This window comes from Streptococcus orisratti DSM 15617 (assembly GCF_000380105.1).
GTDB lineage: Bacteria > Bacillota > Bacilli > Lactobacillales > Streptococcaceae > Streptococcus > Streptococcus orisratti.
Genome location: NZ_KB904468.1, coordinates 1 through 18,388 on the forward strand (window position 1 = coordinate 1; position 18,388 = coordinate 18,388).

Below are 18,388 nucleotides of genomic sequence, written 5' to 3' on the forward strand. Positions count from 1 at the left end.
AAAAAATAATTTCAAAATAGAAAGGAACTTGTCCCATCCCAAATTCCAGATAACTAGAACTTACTTTGAGACATCTCAGAGCCAGTAACTTTAGTGTACCCTTTTTTTCAACAATTTCAAGCCTAAAACACCCTTGAAGCCGCATTTTAGGCAAAAACAGAACTTAGTCCGAGACTAAGTTCTGTTGGTTTTATGCAGTTTTCTCAGAGTAATTTCTGGAAGGACGGGAACTAGAACTTACTTTGAGAATTTACCCTAATAGGTATTGCAGTTTTCTCAAAGTAACTTCTGGAAGGACGGGAACTGGAGCTTACTTTGAGAATTTATCCTAATCGGTATTGATGGAAGCTAATCCATAAAATAGTGACACGGCAAAAAAATTCAGGTTTTGTGTCTGCTTTTCTTTTCAGTGCAGCAAGTGATTGATTATATTTCAAACATAGGGTGATCAGCTATGTGAAAAAGTGTGAATTGATTGTTAAAAGTTAGCATTAATAGAGATTAATACTCTTCGAAAATCAAAATTATCCGTTGTCAACTTGCCTTGATGAACTCAAGTTCTATCGTCGGCCTCGTTTCCTAGGCTACTTTTGATTTTCATTGAGTATAAAATAGAAAGCGCTGGGCAGTTTGTCCCAGCAGCATTATGTTAGCGTTTATTAAAATAATGACGTGTTTCCTTGATGATAATCGGCGACAGTGCCAAAAGAGCAATAAGGTTTGGGATGGCCATAAGACCGTTGACGATGTCAGCAATAACCCAGATGAGTTCTAATTTTAAGAAACCACCAAGTGCGACCATGAGAACGAAGATAGTGCGGTAAAGCTTAATGTGCGTTGTACCGAAGAGAAATTCAAAGCAACGCTCACCATAATAAGACCAACCTAGGATTGTTGTAAAGGCAAAAAGAACCAGACAGAAAGTTAAAGCAAACGAACCAGGATTTCCAAATACAGAGGAGAAGGCTGCTTGTGTGAGTGGAGCTCCTTCTAAGCCCTCAACAGTCCATTTTCCTGTAACAATGATTGAAAGGCCGGTTAATGTACAAATAATGATGGTATCAATGAAAGTACCGGTCATAGAGATGAGACCTTGTTCGACAGGTTCTTCTGTCTTAGCAGCGGCAGCAGCAATAGGAGCTGACCCTAAACCAGATTCATTAGAGAAGACGCCACGTGCAATCCCTTTTTGAATGGCATCTTTGACAACAGCACCCGCAAAGCCACCAATAGCAGCAGTACCTGTGAAAGCACCCGCAAAGATTTGACTAAAGGCAGGGATGATTTGGTTAGCATTCAAAAGAATAACAGCAAGAGTAGCGATGATATAAATGATTGCCATAAAAGGGACAACTTTTTCAGATACTTTCGAAATAGACTGAATACCACCGAAGATAATAATCGCAACAACGATGGCAATTACAATACTTACAAGTTTTGGAGAAAGATTGAAACTATTCTCAAGTGAAGAAGTGATGGAATTGACTTGCGAAAAAGTACCAATACCAAAATAAGCAACAAGGATTCCTGCAACAGCAAAGAAAACTGCTAAGGGTTTCCATTTTTTACCCATGCCGTGAAGGATATAATACATTGGACCGCCAGAAATCTCACCATTGTCATCTTTGGTGCGATATTTGATGGCGAGTAAGCCTTCTGCATATTTAGTTGCCATTCCAAAGAAAGCAGCAATCCACATCCAAAAAAGAGCTCCTGGACCACCAGATTTGATTGCTGTGGCAACCCCAACGATATTACCAGTACCTACTGTTGCAGCAAGGGCAGTTGCAAGGGCAGCAAAACTTGAAATATCTCCGCTCCCCTTATCGTCGGCAAAAATAAGTTTGAAAGCTTTTGGTAATCGGATGACCTGTAGCAAACCAAGTCGAGCCGTCAAGTAAATTCCTGTACCAACTAACAAAATAAGCAGAGGTGCTCCCCAGACAATATTGTCAAGGATTGTGAAAAATTTCAACATAAAAAAGTCATTCTCCTTTTTTAAAACCTAGGAAGTCAAACAATAGAACTGAAAAAGAATTAAAGAGAGAAAAAGAGTTCGTTTTTTGTCGCTGCACAGTTGATATGGTCAGAATTATAGTGTATAACACGAATAAATCTACTCTTCAACTATCATGCTGAGACGTTAAAACGAACTCTGAAAAGTAAGGTTTGGATTTTTCATCCAACCTTTTGATTAACAAGATAAGGTCTAAACTCTACTCAAAAATAATATCATCTATGAATAAGAGATAGGGAGTTTCTTATCTTCTGTCCTTTTGCCTGAGAGATTGGGTGGGAATAAAAGCCCCCTTGCCCCTTCGGCGCCTTTTTTGTCATCGCAGCAATGCTGGGATGACAAAAAGGTCTCTCCAGAAGTCCGTCAGTCAACCAGTCCCGTCTTACGACACCTGAGAGTGCAACTCCTTCGGCGAAAGCCTAGCTTTCTTCTCCTGAATGACATCATTCGGTTTTGTATTTGATTGTGGTTTTATATTATATGAAAAAACGAACTTTGTCAATAGAGTTTCTGATAAATGTTTGTGTAATTTGCTAATTTTTCATTTCTCTTGAAGAATATTTTCCAGAATACTGATAATATTGGTAATATCCACTGATTTGATGTTGCTATAATTGACAATGAAACAATTTGACCAGAAGGTATTTTCCTCATGATAGAAGTAAGAAACAGGTATTAGTGAGAGGTCTTGCTCTAGTGCTCTTTGGCAAATAGTGTGTTCGGGAATTGTCGTTTTCATTTCTATGATAAAGTGAAGTCCAGATGAGCTATTTATGATTGAAATGTGCTCTGACAAGGAACTTTCTTTGAAGTTTTTGAGGACCTCATCTCGTTTCCTTTGGTAATATAGTCGCATTCGATTGAGGTGTTTTTCGAAGTAACCGTCTTTAATAAATTTTGCCAGAGTATATTGCTCCAGATTAGACACGGTATTAGAATACAAGTCAAGTCTTTCTTGGAAAAGAGGTAAGGGTTGAGGAGGTAAAATCATATAACTAATCCGAAGTGTCGAAACAAGGCTTTTACTGAATGTGTTGATATAGATGACCCTATCAGAATGATCAATTTCTTGGAGGCTAGGTAGCGGCTTGCCACCAAAACGAAATTCACTATCAAAATCATCTTCAATAATGAAACGATTTTTCTTTTGGCTTGCCCAAGCAAGAAGTTCATAGCGTTTGCTGATTGGTAAAATTGCTCCCGTTGGAAATTGATGTGATGGAGAGATGTGAACAATGTCTGCTGTGCTTTTATTTAGACTAGCCAAATCAATCCCATCTTTCTGGACAGGCAGAAACTGATAGCTAACTTTAAATTGTTCATAGATTTTCTTAATTTTGGGATATCCAGGATTTTCAATAGCCACGGTCTTTTCTGGCCCCAAAAGCTGGATAAGAAGAAGGTAGAGATAGTCTGTTCCAGCGCCTATGACAATTTGCTGCGGATCGACAGCCATACCTCTGTAAGCATTGAGGTGTGAGGCGATGGCTTGTCGAAGTTCCAGAACTCCCTGACTAGGAGAAGGTTCTACAAGTTGTTCTTGATTATCATTAAGTACTGAACGTAGTAATTTTGACCATGTCGCAAATGGAAAGGTTTCTGGATTAATTTGGTTAGAACCCAGATTGAATTTTGTTTTGGGATTTTCTGACCTTATCTTTAAATCTGAAACTAATCTTATCCTTTTTTCAGACTTAACCCTTTGTACTTGAATTTGTGCTACAAAGAAGCCTTTTTTGGGGAGACTGTAAATCAATCCTTCGGCTTGAAGTTGTTGGTAGCTCGTCTCAATAGTGACCACTGAAATTCCGAGATGTTTTGAAAAATTGCGCTTTGAAGGAAGTTTTTCGTTGGCTTTGAGTTTTCCTTCTAAAATATCAGTTTTTATAGCTTGATAGAGTTGCTCATATAAAGGAATTTTGGAGGAGGTGTGTAGTGAATAAGTAAGCATAGTTAACAATCTGACCTTACAAAAAAGTTTTAAAATGATTATTTAAATCAAGTCAGTTTTAATTATAATAAATCTTAAATAAAAAGTAAATATTAGGTAGATAATTCACAGAGGTAAAACTATAAAAAGTATAATTTACTGAGAGGAATGATATCTGCTGATTTTTAGGAGGATTTTATGGTAAACCAACGTTTTGATTTGAACAAGCAACTGGCGCAGATGCTTAAAGGTGGGGTCATTATGGATGTTACAACGCCAGAACAGGCTCGTATTGCTGAAGAAGCGGGAGCATGTGCTGTCATGGCTTTGGAGCGCATTCCAGCAGATATTCGTGCAGCTGGTGGAGTGTCGCGAATGAGCGACCCAGCGATGATTAAGGGAATCCAAGATGCTGTTTCAATACCAGTTATGGCAAAGGTACGAATAGGTCATTTTGTTGAAGCACAAATTTTACAGGCCATTAACATTGATTATATTGACGAAAGTGAAGTGTTATCTCCTGCTGATGATGTTTTTCATATTGATAAAAATCAGTTTGATGTTCCTTTTGTTTGTGGAGCTAAAGATTTAGGGGAAGCTCTTCGTCGCATTCAAGAGGGAGCTAGCATGATAAGGACTAAAGGGGAGCCAGGAACAGGTGACATTGTGCAAGCAGTTCGTCATATGCGAAAGCTAAACCAAGAAATCAATCGTTTATCATCGTTATCAGAAGATGAATTGTATCAAGCAGCAAAAGATTTGCAGGTATCATACGATTTGGTGAAATATGTCCATGACAACCATAAATTGCCAGTTGTTAATTTCGCGGCTGGAGGTGTTGCTACACCCGCTGATGCAGCCTTGATGATGCAACTAGGTGCAGAAGGCGTCTTTGTTGGTTCAGGAATTTTCAAGTCTGGAAATCCAGCTAAACGTGCAGCTGCTATTGTTCAAGCTGTAACAAATTTCAGAGATGCAAAATTGATTGCAGGCTTGTCAGAAAACTTAGGTGAAGCAATGGTTGGTATAAACGAAGGTGAAATTGAACTTTTAATGGCTGAAAGAGGTATTTAAACGGGGGTAAGGATGAAAATTGGAGTTTTAGCACTACAGGGTGCTTTTATTGAACATGAGAAGTGCTTAGCTCGCTTAGGTATCCCTTCTTTTGAAATTAGGCAGCTTTCAGATTTGGAAAATGAAATGGACGGGCTTATTATCCCGGGTGGAGAATCAACAGTCCAAGGGAAGTTGTTGAGAGAATTAGGTTTATTAGAAATTTTGAGAGAAAAAATAGTGTCTGGTTTACCAGTTATGGGAATATGTGCTGGTTTAATATTATTGGCAGAGCATTTATCTAATGATGACCAACAACATCTGGCGACATTACCCGTTACAGTCAAACGTAATGCCTATGGACGTCAACTAGGATCATTTGCCGTGCAAAGCGAATTCAAAGGAATCGGTAATATTCCTCTCACCTTTATTCGAGCTCCCTACATCGAGAAAATTGCTGAACAAGTAGAGGTATTAGCTAAGGTTGAAGGAAAAATTGTCGGGGTTCGTTGTGGTAAACAAATTGGATTAGCTTTTCATCCTGAAGTAACTGATTCTTTGGATGTTCATCGCTATTTTGTTGAGATGTGTCAGCAAAAAACATCATAGAAATTCCCCTTTTAGTTTGAAAAATGGTATAATTTTAAAGCCGATTCGAATTGAACTGAAAGGGAGAAAAAATGAATCCTTTATTAAATGGTATGAATGATAAGCAAGCAGAAGCGGTACAGACAACAGAAGGACCGCTTTTGATTATGGCTGGTGCCGGTTCTGGTAAGACACGTGTGTTGACTCACCGAATCGCTTACCTAATTGATGAAAAATTTGTTAATCCTTGGAATATTTTAGCCATCACCTTTACCAATAAAGCTGCGCGTGAAATGAGAGAACGTGCCATGGCTCTCAATCCTGCAACAGCTGATACGCTAATTGCAACCTTTCACAGTATGTGTGTTCGCATTTTGCGTCGTGAAGCAGACCATATTGGCTACAACCGCAATTTTACCATTATTGATCCTGGCGAGCAGCGCACGCTCATGAAACGCATTCTGAAAAATCTTAATCTTGATCCAAAGAAATGGAATGAGCGCTCAATTTTGGGAACCATTTCTAATGCCAAAAATGATCTTTTAGACGAAGTGGCTTATGACCATCAAGCAGGTGATATGTATACCCAAATTGTATCCAAGTGCTACAAGGTCTATCAAGAAGAATTACGCCGTTCGGAAGCCATGGACTTTGATGATTTGATTATGATGACCTTGCGTCTTTTTGATCAAAATCCTGATGTTCTAGCTTATTATCAGCAACGTTATCAGTACATTCATGTGGATGAGTATCAAGATACCAATCATGCCCAATATCAGCTGGTTAAACTCTTGGCTTCCCGCTTTAAAAACATCTGTGTGGTAGGAGATGCGGATCAATCTATTTACGGTTGGCGTGGTGCGGATATGCAGAATATTTTGGATTTTGAAAAAGATTACCCAGAGGCTAAAGTTGTTTTGCTAGAGGAAAATTATCGATCAACCAAGAAAATTCTGCAAGCTGCCAATGATGTTATCCAAAATAACCGCAATCGACGAGACAAGAAACTCTGGACACAGAATGCTGACGGAGAACAAATTGTCTATTATCGTGCTAATGATGAGCGCGATGAAGCCATTTTTGTGGCCTCTACTATTGATAACTTAGTTCGTGAAACGGGTAAAAACTTCAAGGACTTTGCTGTCCTTTATCGGACCAATGCCCAGTCGCGGACTATTGAGGAGGCCTTGTTAAAGTCAAATATTCCCTACACTATGGTTGGCGGGACTAAGTTTTACAGCCGCAAGGAAATTCGTGATGTTATTTCTTATCTCAATTTGATTGCCAATACTTCAGATAATATTTCCTATGAGCGCATTATTAATGAGCCTAAACGTGGGGTTGGACCGGGAACCTTGGAAAAAATCCGTCTCTTTGCCTATGACCGCCAAATGAGCCTTTTAGATGCCTCAGAAAATATCATGCTGTCACCAATCAAAGGTAAAGCTGCTCAAGCTATTGGAGACTTTGCTATCTTTGTCCTCAAGCTTAGAGATAGGTTAGATAACCTGACTGTAACACAGTTGGTGGAAGAGGTTTTAGATCAATCGGGTTATTTGGAGGCACTACAGATTCAAAATACCTTAGAGAGTCAGGCTCGAATTGAAAATATTGAAGAATTTCTATCTGTTACCAAGAACTTTGATGACAACAATACAGATGGAGCATCTGATGAAAGTGGATTGGATAAATTGGGGCGCTTCTTGAATGATTTGGCTTTGATTGCCGATACGGATGATGGCGACCAAGAGACAGCTGAAGTTACTTTGATGACTCTTCATGCTGCCAAAGGTCTAGAATTTCCAGTTGTCTTTTTGATTGGAATGGAGGAAGGAGTTTTCCCATTATCACGCGCTTCTGAAGATCAGGATGAATTGGAAGAAGAACGGCGTCTGGCCTATGTCGGAATTACTCGAGCGGAGGAAATTCTCTTTTTGACAAATGCTAACAGTCGTATTCTGTATGGAAAGACAAACTACAATCGTCCAACCCGCTTCCTCAATGAAATTTCCACTGAACTATTGCAGTATCAAGGATTGGCGCGGCCTGCAAATACATCTTTCAGTGCAACATATGCTAATAGCGGAGCAAGACAATTTGGTCAGGGGATGAGCTTGCAACAAGCACTGCAAGCCAGAAAAGCTCAGGTACAACCAGACTATACAACGTCATCTAAGTCCAAAGTTCAGCCATTTTCAAAAAACTCTGGAGGACAACCTTTTGGCCAAAATAGCCTTCAAAAAGCGTCGGTTGACTGGCAAATTGGAGATATCGCCCATCATAAAAAGTGGGGTGATGGCACAGTTCTGGCAGTTAGTGGGACAGGAAAGACTCAAGAATTAAAAATTAATTTCCCTGAGGTGGGACTTAAAAAACTTCTAGCAAGTCTAGCTCCGATTGAGAAAAAATCATAACATTAAAAAAATGGTGTCATGTGAAGTGATTTGATTTAGGTAAGCCACCTCTATATCCTTACTTTCTCTCTATGCCTTTTAATTGAGACTCTGAAAATATAAGAAAGCTGGACACATGTGTTCTAGCTCTTTTTATATCTGATAAGATTTTCTAGCGGATAAAGTGGACAAGTTAGCAAAAAATTTTCTGAAAATTGTTGCAGAATAAAAGTGATTATGGTATAGTTGGTTTGTAATTAAATAAAGCATTTGGGGTGCGTAAAAGCTGAGATTATACCCATTGAACCTGATACAGTTAGAACTGGCGAAGGGAAATGTGTGAGCAACGAGGTATTTTTGTTGCGCTTAAATCTTTGAAAGATGTTTCTTTTGTGACGACAAAAGTTTTTTTCAGTAGCTTTAAATAAAAACGCACTATTTGAGTTTTCAGATGGTGTTTTTTATTATTTTTTGAAGAGCCATAATACTTAAAGAAATAGCCAGCTTTGTCAGTTCACTCATTTATCTTTCTGCACCCCAGTCACATTTTTAGCTACTTTGTAAAAAAAGGAAAACCAGAGGCTTTTTGGAAGAACGAATATGTATTATTTTACTTTTTATTTTTAACGAGTGATTGTATAGAAGCATCCAAGATTGAACTGGCTTTGTATATTTTGGGAGTAGGTCAAGGCAACTTAGTTAGATGATTTCAAAAGTAGTGGATTCAATCTACAATTAAACGTTTAGCTATTTATCATTAAAAAGGGATGCCGATGATAAAGGAGGATAGTAATGATTACCGATGAATGTAAAATTTATAGTAATGTTTTTATTAAGAAGATCATAGAAGACGATTTTATTCAAGGGATGGTTACAGATACGCTATCTTTTGAAGCTATTTCACATTATCTGAAAGCAGATGCTATCTATCTTGAAAAATTTTCAGATATTTATGCTCAGCTTTTTGCCAAAGTATCAGATAAAACAACTAAAAAATTCTTTTTGAATCAAATTGAATTTATCTTTGAGCATGAAATTGAAGCGCATAGGTATTTGGCACAGGTGGTTGGAAAAGATTATCATGAAATTGTAATGGACAAAGATTGCTATCCAAGTGCAGATCATTACATTAAGCATTTGTATTATCATCTAAACTGCAATCAGTTGGTTTATATTTTAGCTGCAATGCTTGCATGTCCGTGGATATATCAGCAAGTCGCAAAACGAGTATTGGGTGGTGGAAAAATTACTGCTGATAATTCGTTTAAAAAATGGTTTGATTTCTATGCAAACAATACTATTGCTGAAGATTGCTTGAGTGTCTATTTTGATTTGCTAGAGAAGTATAGTCAACATTTGACAGATAAAGAGAGAAAAAAGTGATTCGTGTTTTTTTTAGAAAGTTGCCAACATGAGCGTCTATTTTTTCAAATGGCTGTAAATCAGGAAGAATGGCCTAAGGAGGTACGAAATGTCTAAATTACAAGTTGCTTTAAGTATTGCGGGTACAGATCCTAGTGGTGGTGCTGGAATTATGGCAGATTTGAAAAGTTTTCAAGCGCGTGGGGTGTACGGAATGTAGTTTATTACGAGTGTTGTAGCACAAAACACACAAGGTGTACAAGCCATCTGTCATCTGGAACAGTCTATCCTGGAGGCTCAGCTTAAAAGTGTTTTTTCGGATATTAAGCCCCATGCAATTAAAACAGGGATGTTAGCAGAAATAGAAACAATTGAACGTATCAGTTGGTATTTGAAGAATAATGACAGTCCCTATGTCTTAGATCCTGTTATGGTAGCGACTAGCGGTGATCAGCTGATTAGTCAGGACGCGGTGCAGTCTCTTAAAGAAAAACTTTTACCTCTTGCAATGATTATCACTCCTAATTTACCAGAAGCTGAAGTACTTTGTGGAGCAAAAATACCTGATGAAGCTTCTATTTACCAAGCTGGTAGAACTATTCAAACACAATTTGGCGTTAAAAATGTCGTGATAAAAGGAGGGCACCTGGAAGGTGAGGCGACCGATGTTCTTTTCTTAGAAAATGGTGATATTTTGACATTTCATTCTGATCGTATTCCGACTAGGCACACTCACGGAACAGGTTGCACTTATGCTGCGGTCATTACAGCAGAGTTAGCAAAGGGGCATCCCATTGAAAAAGCGGTTGCAACCGCAAAACGTTTTATCACAGAAGCCATTAGAACTGCACCTGAATTGGGGCATGGAAATGGACCTGTTAATCACATAACCTATAAAGGAGAATAGATGACTTATCTCGAAAAACTAAAACAAGAACAACCTCTAACTATATGTCTTACCAATAATGTGGTAAAAAATTTTACAGCTAATGGTCTTTTAGCCTTGGGTGCTTCACCTGCTATGAGTGAATATCAGGATGATTTAGAAGATTTTTTACCGCAGGCCAGTGCTTTGCTGGTCAATATCGGGACACTAAATGAGAGAAATTGGCAACTTTATAAGGATGCCTTGGACATTGCGGAGAGATATGATATTCGGACGGTTTTAGATCCTGTAGCAGCTGGTGTTGGGCAATTTCGTAAAAATGTTGCACTTGACCTCTTAGAACACCATAAGATTTCATTGTTGAGAGGAAATGCTAGTGAAATCGCAGCCCTGATTGGTCAAAAGGTCGCAAGTAAAGGAGTAGATTCATCGTCTGTAGATAATATCGGAGAACTTGCATTGGCAGCAAGTCAATATTTTCAAATACCAGTCGTGGTTACTGGGAAAATCGATGCTATCGCTGTTAATGGATATGTTAAATTACTATACAATGGTAATTCGCAAATGCCCCTGGTGACAGGCACAGGTTGCCTATTGGGTGCTGTTCTAGCTGCCTTTATTGGATTAGTTAAGGAAGATGATTTGTTAAATTGCCTAGAGGAAGCACTTTCAGTCTATAATATTGCTGGTGAGCTGGCGGCTCAAAAAACAGATGGTCACATGCCTGGAACTTATCAGATAGCATTTTTAGATGCTTTACATCAGGTCTGTCATGATGATCTTGAGCAATTGAAAAAAGTTGAGGACTATTCATGAACAAAGATATTCTAAAAGTATACTTTGTGTGTGGTACTGCGAACTGCGCTTCAGGGAAATTTCTAGATATTCTTGAGAAGGCTTTGAAATCAGGTGTGACTTGTTTTCAATTTCGTGAAAAAGGAGAAACTGCTCTACAAGGATATAAAAAAATAGAATTAGCTAGGAAAGTAAAGGAACTTTGTCATCATTACCATGTCCCATTTATCGTTAACGATGACGTTTCTTTAGCCTTGACTCTTGATGCAGATGGTGTTCATTTAGGCCAAGAGGATCTGTCAATTACAAAGGCAAGAGAATTATTTCCTGACAAAATTATAGGTTTATCTGTTGATTCAATAAGAGAGTACCAAGAGTCAGCAGTTGATGAAGTGGATTATATAGGTGTAGGACCAATCTTCCCAACCAATTCTAAAGATGATGTTGGCAGAGCCATCGGGGTGAAAGGTTTGCGTGACATACGACAGTACGCTCCAGATATTCCAATTGTCGCGATTGGAGGTATTGGAGTGAATAACGTAGCAGATCTTTATCATAATGGTACCGATGGCATCGCCATTATTTCGGTCATCGCACAGTCAGATAATGTGCAATATGCTGTCAAAGAACTTCTATCGTTTTCGAAATGAATGTTTAGGGGAGCAGGATAAACATATTCTCAATCTATTATAGATATTATTTATCACTATGATAGATAAAAACTATTGGCGTAAGTAAAAATAATAGAGTACAATAAAGACAATTTAAAAGATGATACTAATTAGAATGTTGTCAAAATTTTACGACAAGGAGTCAATCATGGCAAGAGAATTGAGTTTTGAAACCCTTCAACTACACGCTGGGCAAACTGTTGACCCGACGACAAAGTCACGTGCGGTACCTATTTATCAAACAACCTCATACGTTTTTGACAATGCCCAAGAAGGAGAAGACCTTTTTGGTTTGAAGAAAACAGGGAACATCTACACTCGTATTGGAAATCCGACAGTTGCAGTCTTTGAAGATCGCATTGCAGCTCTTGAAAAAGGTGTGGGTGCTTTGGCAACGGCTTCAGGGATGGCTGCTATTACCTATACTGTACTTGGTTTAGCACATGCTGGCGATCATGTGGTTGCTGCTACAACTCTTTATGGTGGTACCTTTAATCTTCTGAAAGAAACCTTACCACGTTATGGTATTACAACAACATTTGTAGACGTTGATAAACTTGATGAAATTGAGTCAGCAATTCAAGATAATACTAAGCTAGTTTTTATTGAAACTCTTGGTAATCCTTTGATTAACATACCAGACATTGAAAAAATTGCTGATATTGCACATGCTCATAAGATTCCTCTGGTAGCTGACAATACTTTTGGGACACCCTACCTCATCAATGTTTTTTCACACGGTGTAGATATTTCGGTTCATTCTGCAACGAAATTTATCGGTGGTCATGGGACAACGATTGCAGGTGTTATTGTAGATTCTGGTAAGTTTGATTGGGCAGCTTCTGGAAAATTCCCCCAATTTGTTGACGAAGATCCGTCTTATCATAATATCAGTTATACTCGAGATATTGGTCCGGCTGCTTTTATCACAGCCCTTCGTGTACAGCTTCTTCGTGATACTGGTGCAGCCTTGTCACCATTTAATGCCTTTTTACTTTTGCAAGGTCTGGAGACCTTATCATTGCGCATTGAGCGTCACGTCGAAAACACTAAAAAAATCGTTGATTTCTTAGAAAAACACCCTAAAGTTGAAAAGGTCAATTATCCAAGTCTGCCTTCAAGTCCATACTATGAATTAGCTCAAAAGTATCTACCAAAAGGTGCTGGTTCCATCTTTACTTTCCATGTCAAAGGAGGGCAAGATGAGGCACGTAATGTTATTGATAACCTTGAAATATTTTCAGATTTGGCCAATGTTGCTGATGCTAAATCATTAGTCGTTCATCCTGCAACGACTACACACCAACAATTGTCAGAAGAAGACTTGTTGGCTTGTGGTGTCACACCAAACCAAATTCGTATTTCTGTTGGTCTCGAAAATGCAGACGACTTGATTGAAGATTTACGCTTAGCTTTGGAGAAAATCTAAGATAAGCGAAGTGACTCAACCTAGAAAAAGGTTGAGTTTTTTGTTACAATGATGACATGAATTTTGTATTTGATTTAGATGGTACTATTTGTTTTGACCGTAGAACAATTTCAGCAGATATCAAGGAAATTTTAGAGAATGCTCCAAAGTTTGGTCACAGGGTGGTTTTTGCTTCAGCTCGTGCCTATCGTGATTGCATAGATGTTTTGGGAAATCAGCTGGCGCAGAACTTGGTGATTGGGCTAAATGGCGGACTTGCTTATGAAGCAGGGGATTTGATTTTTCATCAACATTTAGAAAAGAATGCTTATGCTTTAGCACTTTTTTATTGTCACAACTATCAGTTGCCCTATTTTGTGGATGATGATTTTAATTATGCTAGTTTTTATGATCAAAAAATTCCCTTTATCAAGAGTGTTGATCCTTTGAATTTAGCACAGAAATTGGCTATTGATGAGCTGTATAATCCAATTAAGATGGTGATTTATATGGGAGAACGCGAGGAACTGGTTGAGGAGTTTTGTCATGACTTGTTAGCCACCAAACAATTAGATGTAGATTATCATGCTCATGAAAAATGTCTCTACCTTAATCCTCACATGACGAATAAAGCAACAACTATCGTTAAGATGCTGGGGAAGAATTTTGTTGCTTTTGGTAATGATAAGAATGATATTGCAATGTTTGAAACGTCAGCTTATTCTGTACAGGTTGGAGAATTCGACTTATTGCAACCTTATGCTGATGAGATAATCAGTACAGTTGATCTTAGGCAAAAAATTTTAGAAGTATTTGAGAGATTTTCATGATGATTTTTGATGAGTTACAAAAACGTTTTGAAGCGTCAGCCAATCCTGATAAGGCAAGGCAAATGGCTGCTTATATGAAAAATCAGTTTGTTTATTATGGCATTCAAACTCCCCAACGTAGGGCGATCTATAAAGATTTGATAGCTACTGAGCGAAGAAGCAAGGTGATTGATTGGAACCTGTTAGAGATTTGCTGGCAGGCGCCACAACGTGAGTATCAATATTTTGTTGGAGACTATTTACGCGCTATGAAAAACTATTTATCATTTGATGATATTCCTAAGTTGGAGAATTTTGTCAGGAACAGACAATGGTGGGATAGCATTGATTTTTTAGATCAGATTATAGGTAACATCGGTCTTACTGACAGACGGGTAGATGATTTGATGCGCAGCTGGGCTCGTGATGACAATTTTTGGGTAAGGCGTCTAGCAATTGAACATCAGTTGGGACGTAAGAGTCAGACAAATACAAAGCTCTTGGAAGAAATTTTGCTGGCTAATTTTGGTAGTCAGGAATTTTTTATCAATAAAGCTATTGGTTGGGCACTGAGAGATTATTCAAAAACTAATCCAGAGTGGGTGCGTAGCTTTTTTCAAAAATATAGAAAAGACATGGCACCACTGAGCGTGAGAGAAGGCAGTAAGTATATTTAAGCTTGGAAATTTTCAGTCAAAATTTTGGTAAAACCTTTAGAAATTGATTACAATGTTGGTAATAGGAGGTAACCATATGCCAACATTTATTGGAAAAACAGTGACAGTTAACGCTATCAATCAATTACAGGTCGGAGACAAAGCCTATGATTTTAAACTCATGGCAACGGATTTGACTTATAAAACCTTATCGGATTTTGCTGGTAAGAAAAAAATCATTTCCATTGTTCCATCAATAGATACAGGTATTTGTTCAAGACAGACCAGAACATTCAATACAGAACTTTCCAATATGGAAGATACTGTCGTACTTACTGTTTCAGTTGATTTACCTTTTGCTCAAGCACGCTGGTGTGGTGCAGAAGGGCTGGAAAATGCCATCATGCTATCAGATTATTTTGATAATAGCTTTGGTAAAACTTATGGCGTTTTGATGGAAGAGTGGCGCATGCTAGCACGTGCAGTCCTAGTTTTGGATAAAACTAATACGGTGGTCTATGTAGAATATCTTGAAAATGTCAATACAGATCCAGATTATGAAGCGGCACTTGTTGCAGTTAAGGAGTTATAACATATAACAGGGCGGGAAAGCTGATTTAAAGCTATTTTCCGTTTTTTATATCAAAGTACATTCTCCGTAAATTAGAGTAAACGAATAAAGTCATTTAGCTTATTTTTTATACATTGTAAACTTAGCTTGCCGCGCCCCAGTACAGCTTGTAGCGAACGACTTAGTACTCAGGTCAAAAATAATATAGAGCTCTTGAAAATCAAATTCCTATTTTGATGAGTGTTTAATGGTTACCTTAAAATTGTATCTGCATATATATGAACAATGTTTTGCTTCATTTCTAAGATAATGTGATTTAATAATGATAAGTACCAGAAACTTGAAATACACATGCTTTAGTATTATAATACTAATTATTTAAGGAGATATTATGGCATCACTTATTGAAGAATATTATACCAATCCCTCTCCTAAAGTTAGTTTGGGAGAAGTTGTTGATTGTTTCAAAGGAAAAGCAGTGTCTAAATTCGTTAAAGAAGGTAATTTAGCAGTTATCAATTTGGTGGATATAACTGAAATTGGAATTGATTATGATCATCTAAAAATGATTGATACCCCTCCGGCTTCTCTTTCTCGTTATTTATTGGAGGATGGAGATGTATTGATTGCTTCAAAGGGGACTGTAAAGAAAGTCGCTGTATTTGAAAAACAAAATAGAGAGGTAATTGCCTCAGCTAATATTACTGTTCTACGTCCAACGGCTGATATTTTAGGCTATTACATCAAATTATTTTTAGACACTGAATTGGGGCAAATGCTGTTGGAAGAGACAAATACTGGAAAAAGTGTCATGAATTTAAGTACGCAAAAAATTCTTAGTATTAAAATACCACAATTACCATTATTAAAACAATCCTATTTTGTTCAGCGTTACCGTCAAGGGCTCAATGACTATAAGCGAAAATTATCACGTGCTGAGCAAGAATGGTCACTTGTCAAAGCAGAAGTTAAAAAGGGCTTGTTTTAGGAGGCCATATGGGAATTTTAGAACGGACCATAAAGATTTCTTTAGCGACTATCTTAGCTATTGCATTTGCTAATTTTTTGAATTTNTCCTATGCCAGCTCTGCTGGAATTATCGCTATTTTAAGTGTTTTAGAGACGCGAAAAACAAGTTTAAAGGTTGCAGGACAGCGTCTTGTGTCTTTTCTTCTTGCTTTTATGATTGCAGCTCTTGTCTTCACCGTTTTGGGCTATAACCTCATTGCTTTGTTAGTATATTTGTTGATTTATGTATCACTTTCATATCGGTTAATGATTCAAACAGGTGTCGCACCAATTACGGTTTTAGTGACTCATTTAATGGCTGAGCAAAGTTTGGATCTTCCTATTATTCTCAATGAGTTTTGTCTATTTGCTATTGGAGCTGGGCTTGCTTTGATTTTTAATTTTTATATGCCTTCTAGGGATAAGGAAATTGAGACCATTCATGCCAAGGTTGAAGAGCAATTAAAGGCTATTCTTTATCGTTTTGAAAGTTTTCTTTTGCAAGGAAATGGTCGGAATGATGCTACTTTAATAAACGAGTTGGATAAGATCCTTGAGGATGCTTTACAGCTAGTTTATCATGATAGTAGTAATCATCTTTTCCATCATACCAATTATCATATTCATTATTTTGAAATGCGTCAGCAGCAAAACCAGCTCCTACGACAAATGGCTCTTAATATCAATCAATGTCGTTTAGAAGTTCGAGAGAGTGTTTTATTAGCCCACCTTTTTCATGAAACGGCTGCACAACTTAGCCAGCAAAATCCTGCTTTAACTCTGATTGATGATATTAATCAAATGCTTGAAACTTTTCGTCAGCGAGAACTTCCAAAGACACGTGAAGAATTTGAAACACGAGCTATTCTTTTTCAGCTCTTACAAGATTTAGAACGTTTTATACAATTAAAAGTCTTTTTTTATCATGACTACTACCTTGACGATTGAAGGCTTATCAGTTTTTGGATATATATGAATCGTATAACAAAGCTACCCTCGCCTTAGGCAGAAGGTAGCTTTTGTTATTTTCGGATATTATAAATCATAGCCTATAACCAAAAACCTACTATTTCAGAAATTATAAGATGGGTTTCACAATAGAAATATGGTTGAAAAGAAGGTTAGTCTATAATCATTGCTTAAAATACTCCTCTTGTTTTAGAGCATTAAAAATTGGTTTACTTATAAATGTTATGGCAAGTATTTTTACCAAATCAGAAACAATAAAAGGTAAGACACCAGCTGAAAAAGCAGCCTGCCAAGTCATATTTGCCAAAAAGTGAAGTCCAAGAACACCGAGTACAAGTGTTGTAATAGCACCCAACAAATTTGCTAGAAAGATTACAACAAGTGATGTTCTAGGATTAATTAGAAAGGATGTTGTAAGGGCATAAACGACAAATCCCCATAAAAAACCAGCGGTAGGTCCCATAAGCGCTGAAAATCCACCAGATCCTCCAGCAAAAACAGGTAAGCCGACACCTCCAAGTAAGAGGTAGAGTAAGACACTTAGCACAGCTTCACGTGGTCTAAAAAGAGTTGCAATAAGACCGATTGCTAAGGTTTGTAATGTGAACGGAATGGTTCCCACTGGAATAACAATTTGTGACAACACAACAATCAGAGCCGCCCCAAAAGCAGGAAGAATCAAAGATAAGGTCGTTTTTTTTGACATCGAATCACCTCAAAATTTTATGTTAACCCTATATTTTATAAGGTTAACATAAGTTTAATATACGTTTCTAAAAATGTCAACCATAAAATTTGAAATGTTAACTATAAAAACAATTTTTTATTTGTCCTTATTTTAAGCAAAAAAGGTAAATTTGAGATAATTGGCGTAAATTCCATTGCAAATGATGAGATTTAGCAGTATACTGTAAGTGGCTCATTTGGACTAACCTCCTGTATGTTTTGTCACTTACAGTATAGTCCATTTGGGCTTTTTATTGTATTTTGAAATTAACTAGCACCACGATAAAATTATATAAAATTGAATCAACTTCCAAGTAATAAAAAGCGAATATGAGCTGAAGTTAAGGCTTTTTCCAGAAATGTAAAATAGACCTCTGATAAATCAGGTCTTACAAAGAACTCGAATTTTAAATAAACAAAAACCGAACAACTTCCACAGATATTGATTCTGAATTGAAGGTGTTCGGTTTATTTTATTTACCAGTTTTACAGCTTATAAAAATTTGATGTTAATTTTAGGCAAGTAGTAGTGACAAAGCCTGTCAA

Annotated in this window: 15 protein-coding genes, 1 pseudogene and 3 riboswitches; of the genes and pseudogenes, 13 read left to right on the forward strand and 3 right to left on the reverse strand. The window is 37.4% G+C overall.

What is annotated here, in order from left to right:
- Positions 1-649: 649 nt before the first annotated feature.
- Together A3I7_RS0105825 and pdxR are read right to left on the reverse strand one after the other, a co-directional pair.
- The gene (locus tag A3I7_RS0105825; protein WP_018375846.1) at positions 650-1,978 is read right to left on the reverse strand and encodes an alanine/glycine:cation symporter family protein; all 1,329 of its coding nucleotides are present in this window, start codon (positions 1,976-1,978) and stop codon (positions 650-652) included.
- A 280-nt stretch (positions 1,979-2,258) separates the two neighbouring features.
- Positions 2,259-2,383, reverse strand: a riboswitch (glycine riboswitch).
- Positions 2,384-2,463: riboswitch (glycine riboswitch) on the reverse strand.
- Positions 2,464-2,558: 95 nt separating this feature from the next.
- Positions 2,559-3,968 (reverse strand): MocR-like pyridoxine biosynthesis transcription factor PdxR, encoded by a 1,410-nt coding sequence (pdxR, locus tag A3I7_RS0105830; protein ID WP_018375847.1) that lies wholly within the window; start codon positions 3,966-3,968, stop codon positions 2,559-2,561.
- A 177-nt stretch (positions 3,969-4,145) separates the two neighbouring features.
- Between pdxR and pdxS the strand changes: the two genes are divergently transcribed.
- The 13 genes and pseudogenes from pdxS to A3I7_RS0105895 all read left to right on the forward strand — a co-directional run bounded on the left by pdxS (position 4,146) and on the right by A3I7_RS0105895 (position 17,095).
- Positions 4,146-5,021 carry a pyridoxal 5'-phosphate synthase lyase subunit PdxS gene (gene pdxS, locus A3I7_RS0105835; protein WP_018375848.1) on the forward strand — a complete coding sequence of 292 codons (876 nt, stop codon included), beginning with the start codon at positions 4,146-4,148 and terminating at the stop codon, positions 5,019-5,021.
- Between the two features lie 12 nt (positions 5,022-5,033).
- On the forward strand, positions 5,034-5,609 hold the full coding sequence (gene pdxT / locus A3I7_RS0105840) for a pyridoxal 5'-phosphate synthase glutaminase subunit PdxT (protein WP_018375849.1): 576 nt from the start codon (positions 5,034-5,036) through the stop codon (positions 5,607-5,609).
- A 71-nt stretch (positions 5,610-5,680) separates the two neighbouring features.
- On the forward strand, positions 5,681-8,002 hold the full coding sequence (gene pcrA, locus A3I7_RS0105845) for a DNA helicase PcrA (RefSeq protein WP_018375850.1): 2,322 nt from the start codon (positions 5,681-5,683) through the stop codon (positions 8,000-8,002).
- A gap of 240 nt (positions 8,003-8,242) precedes the next feature.
- Positions 8,243-8,332, forward strand: a riboswitch (TPP riboswitch).
- A gap of 441 nt (positions 8,333-8,773) precedes the next feature.
- Positions 8,774-9,364, forward strand: a complete 591-nt coding sequence (gene tenA, locus A3I7_RS13145) for a thiaminase II (RefSeq protein WP_018375851.1) — start codon at positions 8,774-8,776, stop codon at positions 9,362-9,364.
- Positions 9,365-9,452: 88 nt separating this feature from the next.
- A pseudogene (thiD, locus tag A3I7_RS13150) lies at positions 9,453-10,250 on the forward strand (bifunctional hydroxymethylpyrimidine kinase/phosphomethylpyrimidine kinase).
- Positions 10,251-11,045 (forward strand): hydroxyethylthiazole kinase, encoded by a 795-nt coding sequence (gene thiM, locus A3I7_RS0105860; protein WP_018375854.1) that lies wholly within the window; start codon positions 10,251-10,253, stop codon positions 11,043-11,045. It abuts the pseudogene before it with no gap.
- Positions 11,042-11,674, forward strand: a complete 633-nt coding sequence (gene thiE / locus A3I7_RS0105865; RefSeq protein ID WP_018375855.1) for a thiamine phosphate synthase — start codon at positions 11,042-11,044, stop codon at positions 11,672-11,674. The genes thiM and thiE overlap by 4 nt, the downstream gene beginning before the upstream one ends.
- A 169-nt stretch (positions 11,675-11,843) precedes the next feature.
- The gene (locus A3I7_RS0105870) at positions 11,844-13,124 is read left to right on the forward strand and encodes an O-acetylhomoserine aminocarboxypropyltransferase/cysteine synthase family protein (protein ID WP_018375856.1); all 1,281 of its coding nucleotides are present in this window, start codon (positions 11,844-11,846) and stop codon (positions 13,122-13,124) included.
- A gap of 56 nt (positions 13,125-13,180) precedes the next feature.
- Positions 13,181-13,933 (forward strand): HAD hydrolase family protein, encoded by a 753-nt coding sequence (locus A3I7_RS0105875; protein ID WP_018375857.1) that lies wholly within the window; start codon positions 13,181-13,183, stop codon positions 13,931-13,933.
- Entirely contained in the window at positions 13,933-14,589 is a 657-nt protein-coding gene (locus A3I7_RS0105880) for a DNA alkylation repair protein (RefSeq protein ID WP_033418601.1), read from the forward strand. Before A3I7_RS0105875 ends, A3I7_RS0105880 begins: the two co-directional genes overlap by 1 nt.
- A gap of 76 nt (positions 14,590-14,665) precedes the next feature.
- A complete protein-coding gene (tpx, locus tag A3I7_RS0105885) occupies positions 14,666-15,160 on the forward strand; it encodes a thiol peroxidase (protein ID WP_018375859.1) in 495 nt (164 codons plus the stop codon).
- Positions 15,161-15,530: 370 nt separating this feature from the next.
- On the forward strand, positions 15,531-16,127 hold the full coding sequence (locus A3I7_RS0105890) for a restriction endonuclease subunit S (protein ID WP_018375860.1): 597 nt from the start codon (positions 15,531-15,533) through the stop codon (positions 16,125-16,127).
- 8 nt (positions 16,128-16,135) lie between these two features.
- Positions 16,136-17,095, forward strand: a complete 960-nt coding sequence (locus tag A3I7_RS0105895) for an aromatic acid exporter family protein (protein WP_018375861.1) — start codon at positions 16,136-16,138, stop codon at positions 17,093-17,095.
- Positions 17,096-17,279: 184 nt separating this feature from the next.
- Here the strand turns inward: A3I7_RS0105895 and A3I7_RS0105900 are convergent, their stop codons facing one another.
- Positions 17,280-17,822 carry a biotin transporter BioY gene (locus tag A3I7_RS0105900; RefSeq protein WP_018375862.1) on the reverse strand — a complete coding sequence of 181 codons (543 nt, stop codon included), beginning with the start codon at positions 17,820-17,822 and terminating at the stop codon, positions 17,280-17,282.
- Positions 17,823-18,388: the final 566 nt, after the last annotated feature.

Coding starts and splice junctions, on each gene's coding strand:
- A3I7_RS0105825 (WP_018375846.1), bottom strand. CDS start 1,978: ATGTTGAAATTTTTCACAATCCTTGACAATATTGTCTGGGGAGCACCT.
- pdxR (WP_018375847.1), bottom strand. CDS start 3,968: ATGCTTACTTATTCACTACACACCTCCTCCAAAATTCCTTTATATGAG.
- pdxS (WP_018375848.1), top strand. CDS start 4,146: ATGGTAAACCAACGTTTTGATTTGAACAAGCAACTGGCGCAGATGCTT.
- pdxT (WP_018375849.1), top strand. CDS start 5,034: ATGAAAATTGGAGTTTTAGCACTACAGGGTGCTTTTATTGAACATGAG.
- pcrA (WP_018375850.1), top strand. CDS start 5,681: ATGAATCCTTTATTAAATGGTATGAATGATAAGCAAGCAGAAGCGGTA.
- tenA (WP_018375851.1), top strand. CDS start 8,774: ATGATTACCGATGAATGTAAAATTTATAGTAATGTTTTTATTAAGAAG.
- thiM (WP_018375854.1), top strand. CDS start 10,251: ATGACTTATCTCGAAAAACTAAAACAAGAACAACCTCTAACTATATGT.
- thiE (WP_018375855.1), top strand. CDS start 11,042: ATGAACAAAGATATTCTAAAAGTATACTTTGTGTGTGGTACTGCGAAC.
- A3I7_RS0105870 (WP_018375856.1), top strand. CDS start 11,844: ATGGCAAGAGAATTGAGTTTTGAAACCCTTCAACTACACGCTGGGCAA.
- A3I7_RS0105875 (WP_018375857.1), top strand. CDS start 13,181: ATGAATTTTGTATTTGATTTAGATGGTACTATTTGTTTTGACCGTAGA.
- A3I7_RS0105880 (WP_033418601.1), top strand. CDS start 13,933: ATGATTTTTGATGAGTTACAAAAACGTTTTGAAGCGTCAGCCAATCCT.
- tpx (WP_018375859.1), top strand. CDS start 14,666: ATGCCAACATTTATTGGAAAAACAGTGACAGTTAACGCTATCAATCAA.
- A3I7_RS0105890 (WP_018375860.1), top strand. CDS start 15,531: ATGGCATCACTTATTGAAGAATATTATACCAATCCCTCTCCTAAAGTT.
- A3I7_RS0105900 (WP_018375862.1), bottom strand. CDS start 17,822: ATGTCAAAAAAAACGACCTTATCTTTGATTCTTCCTGCTTTTGGGGCG.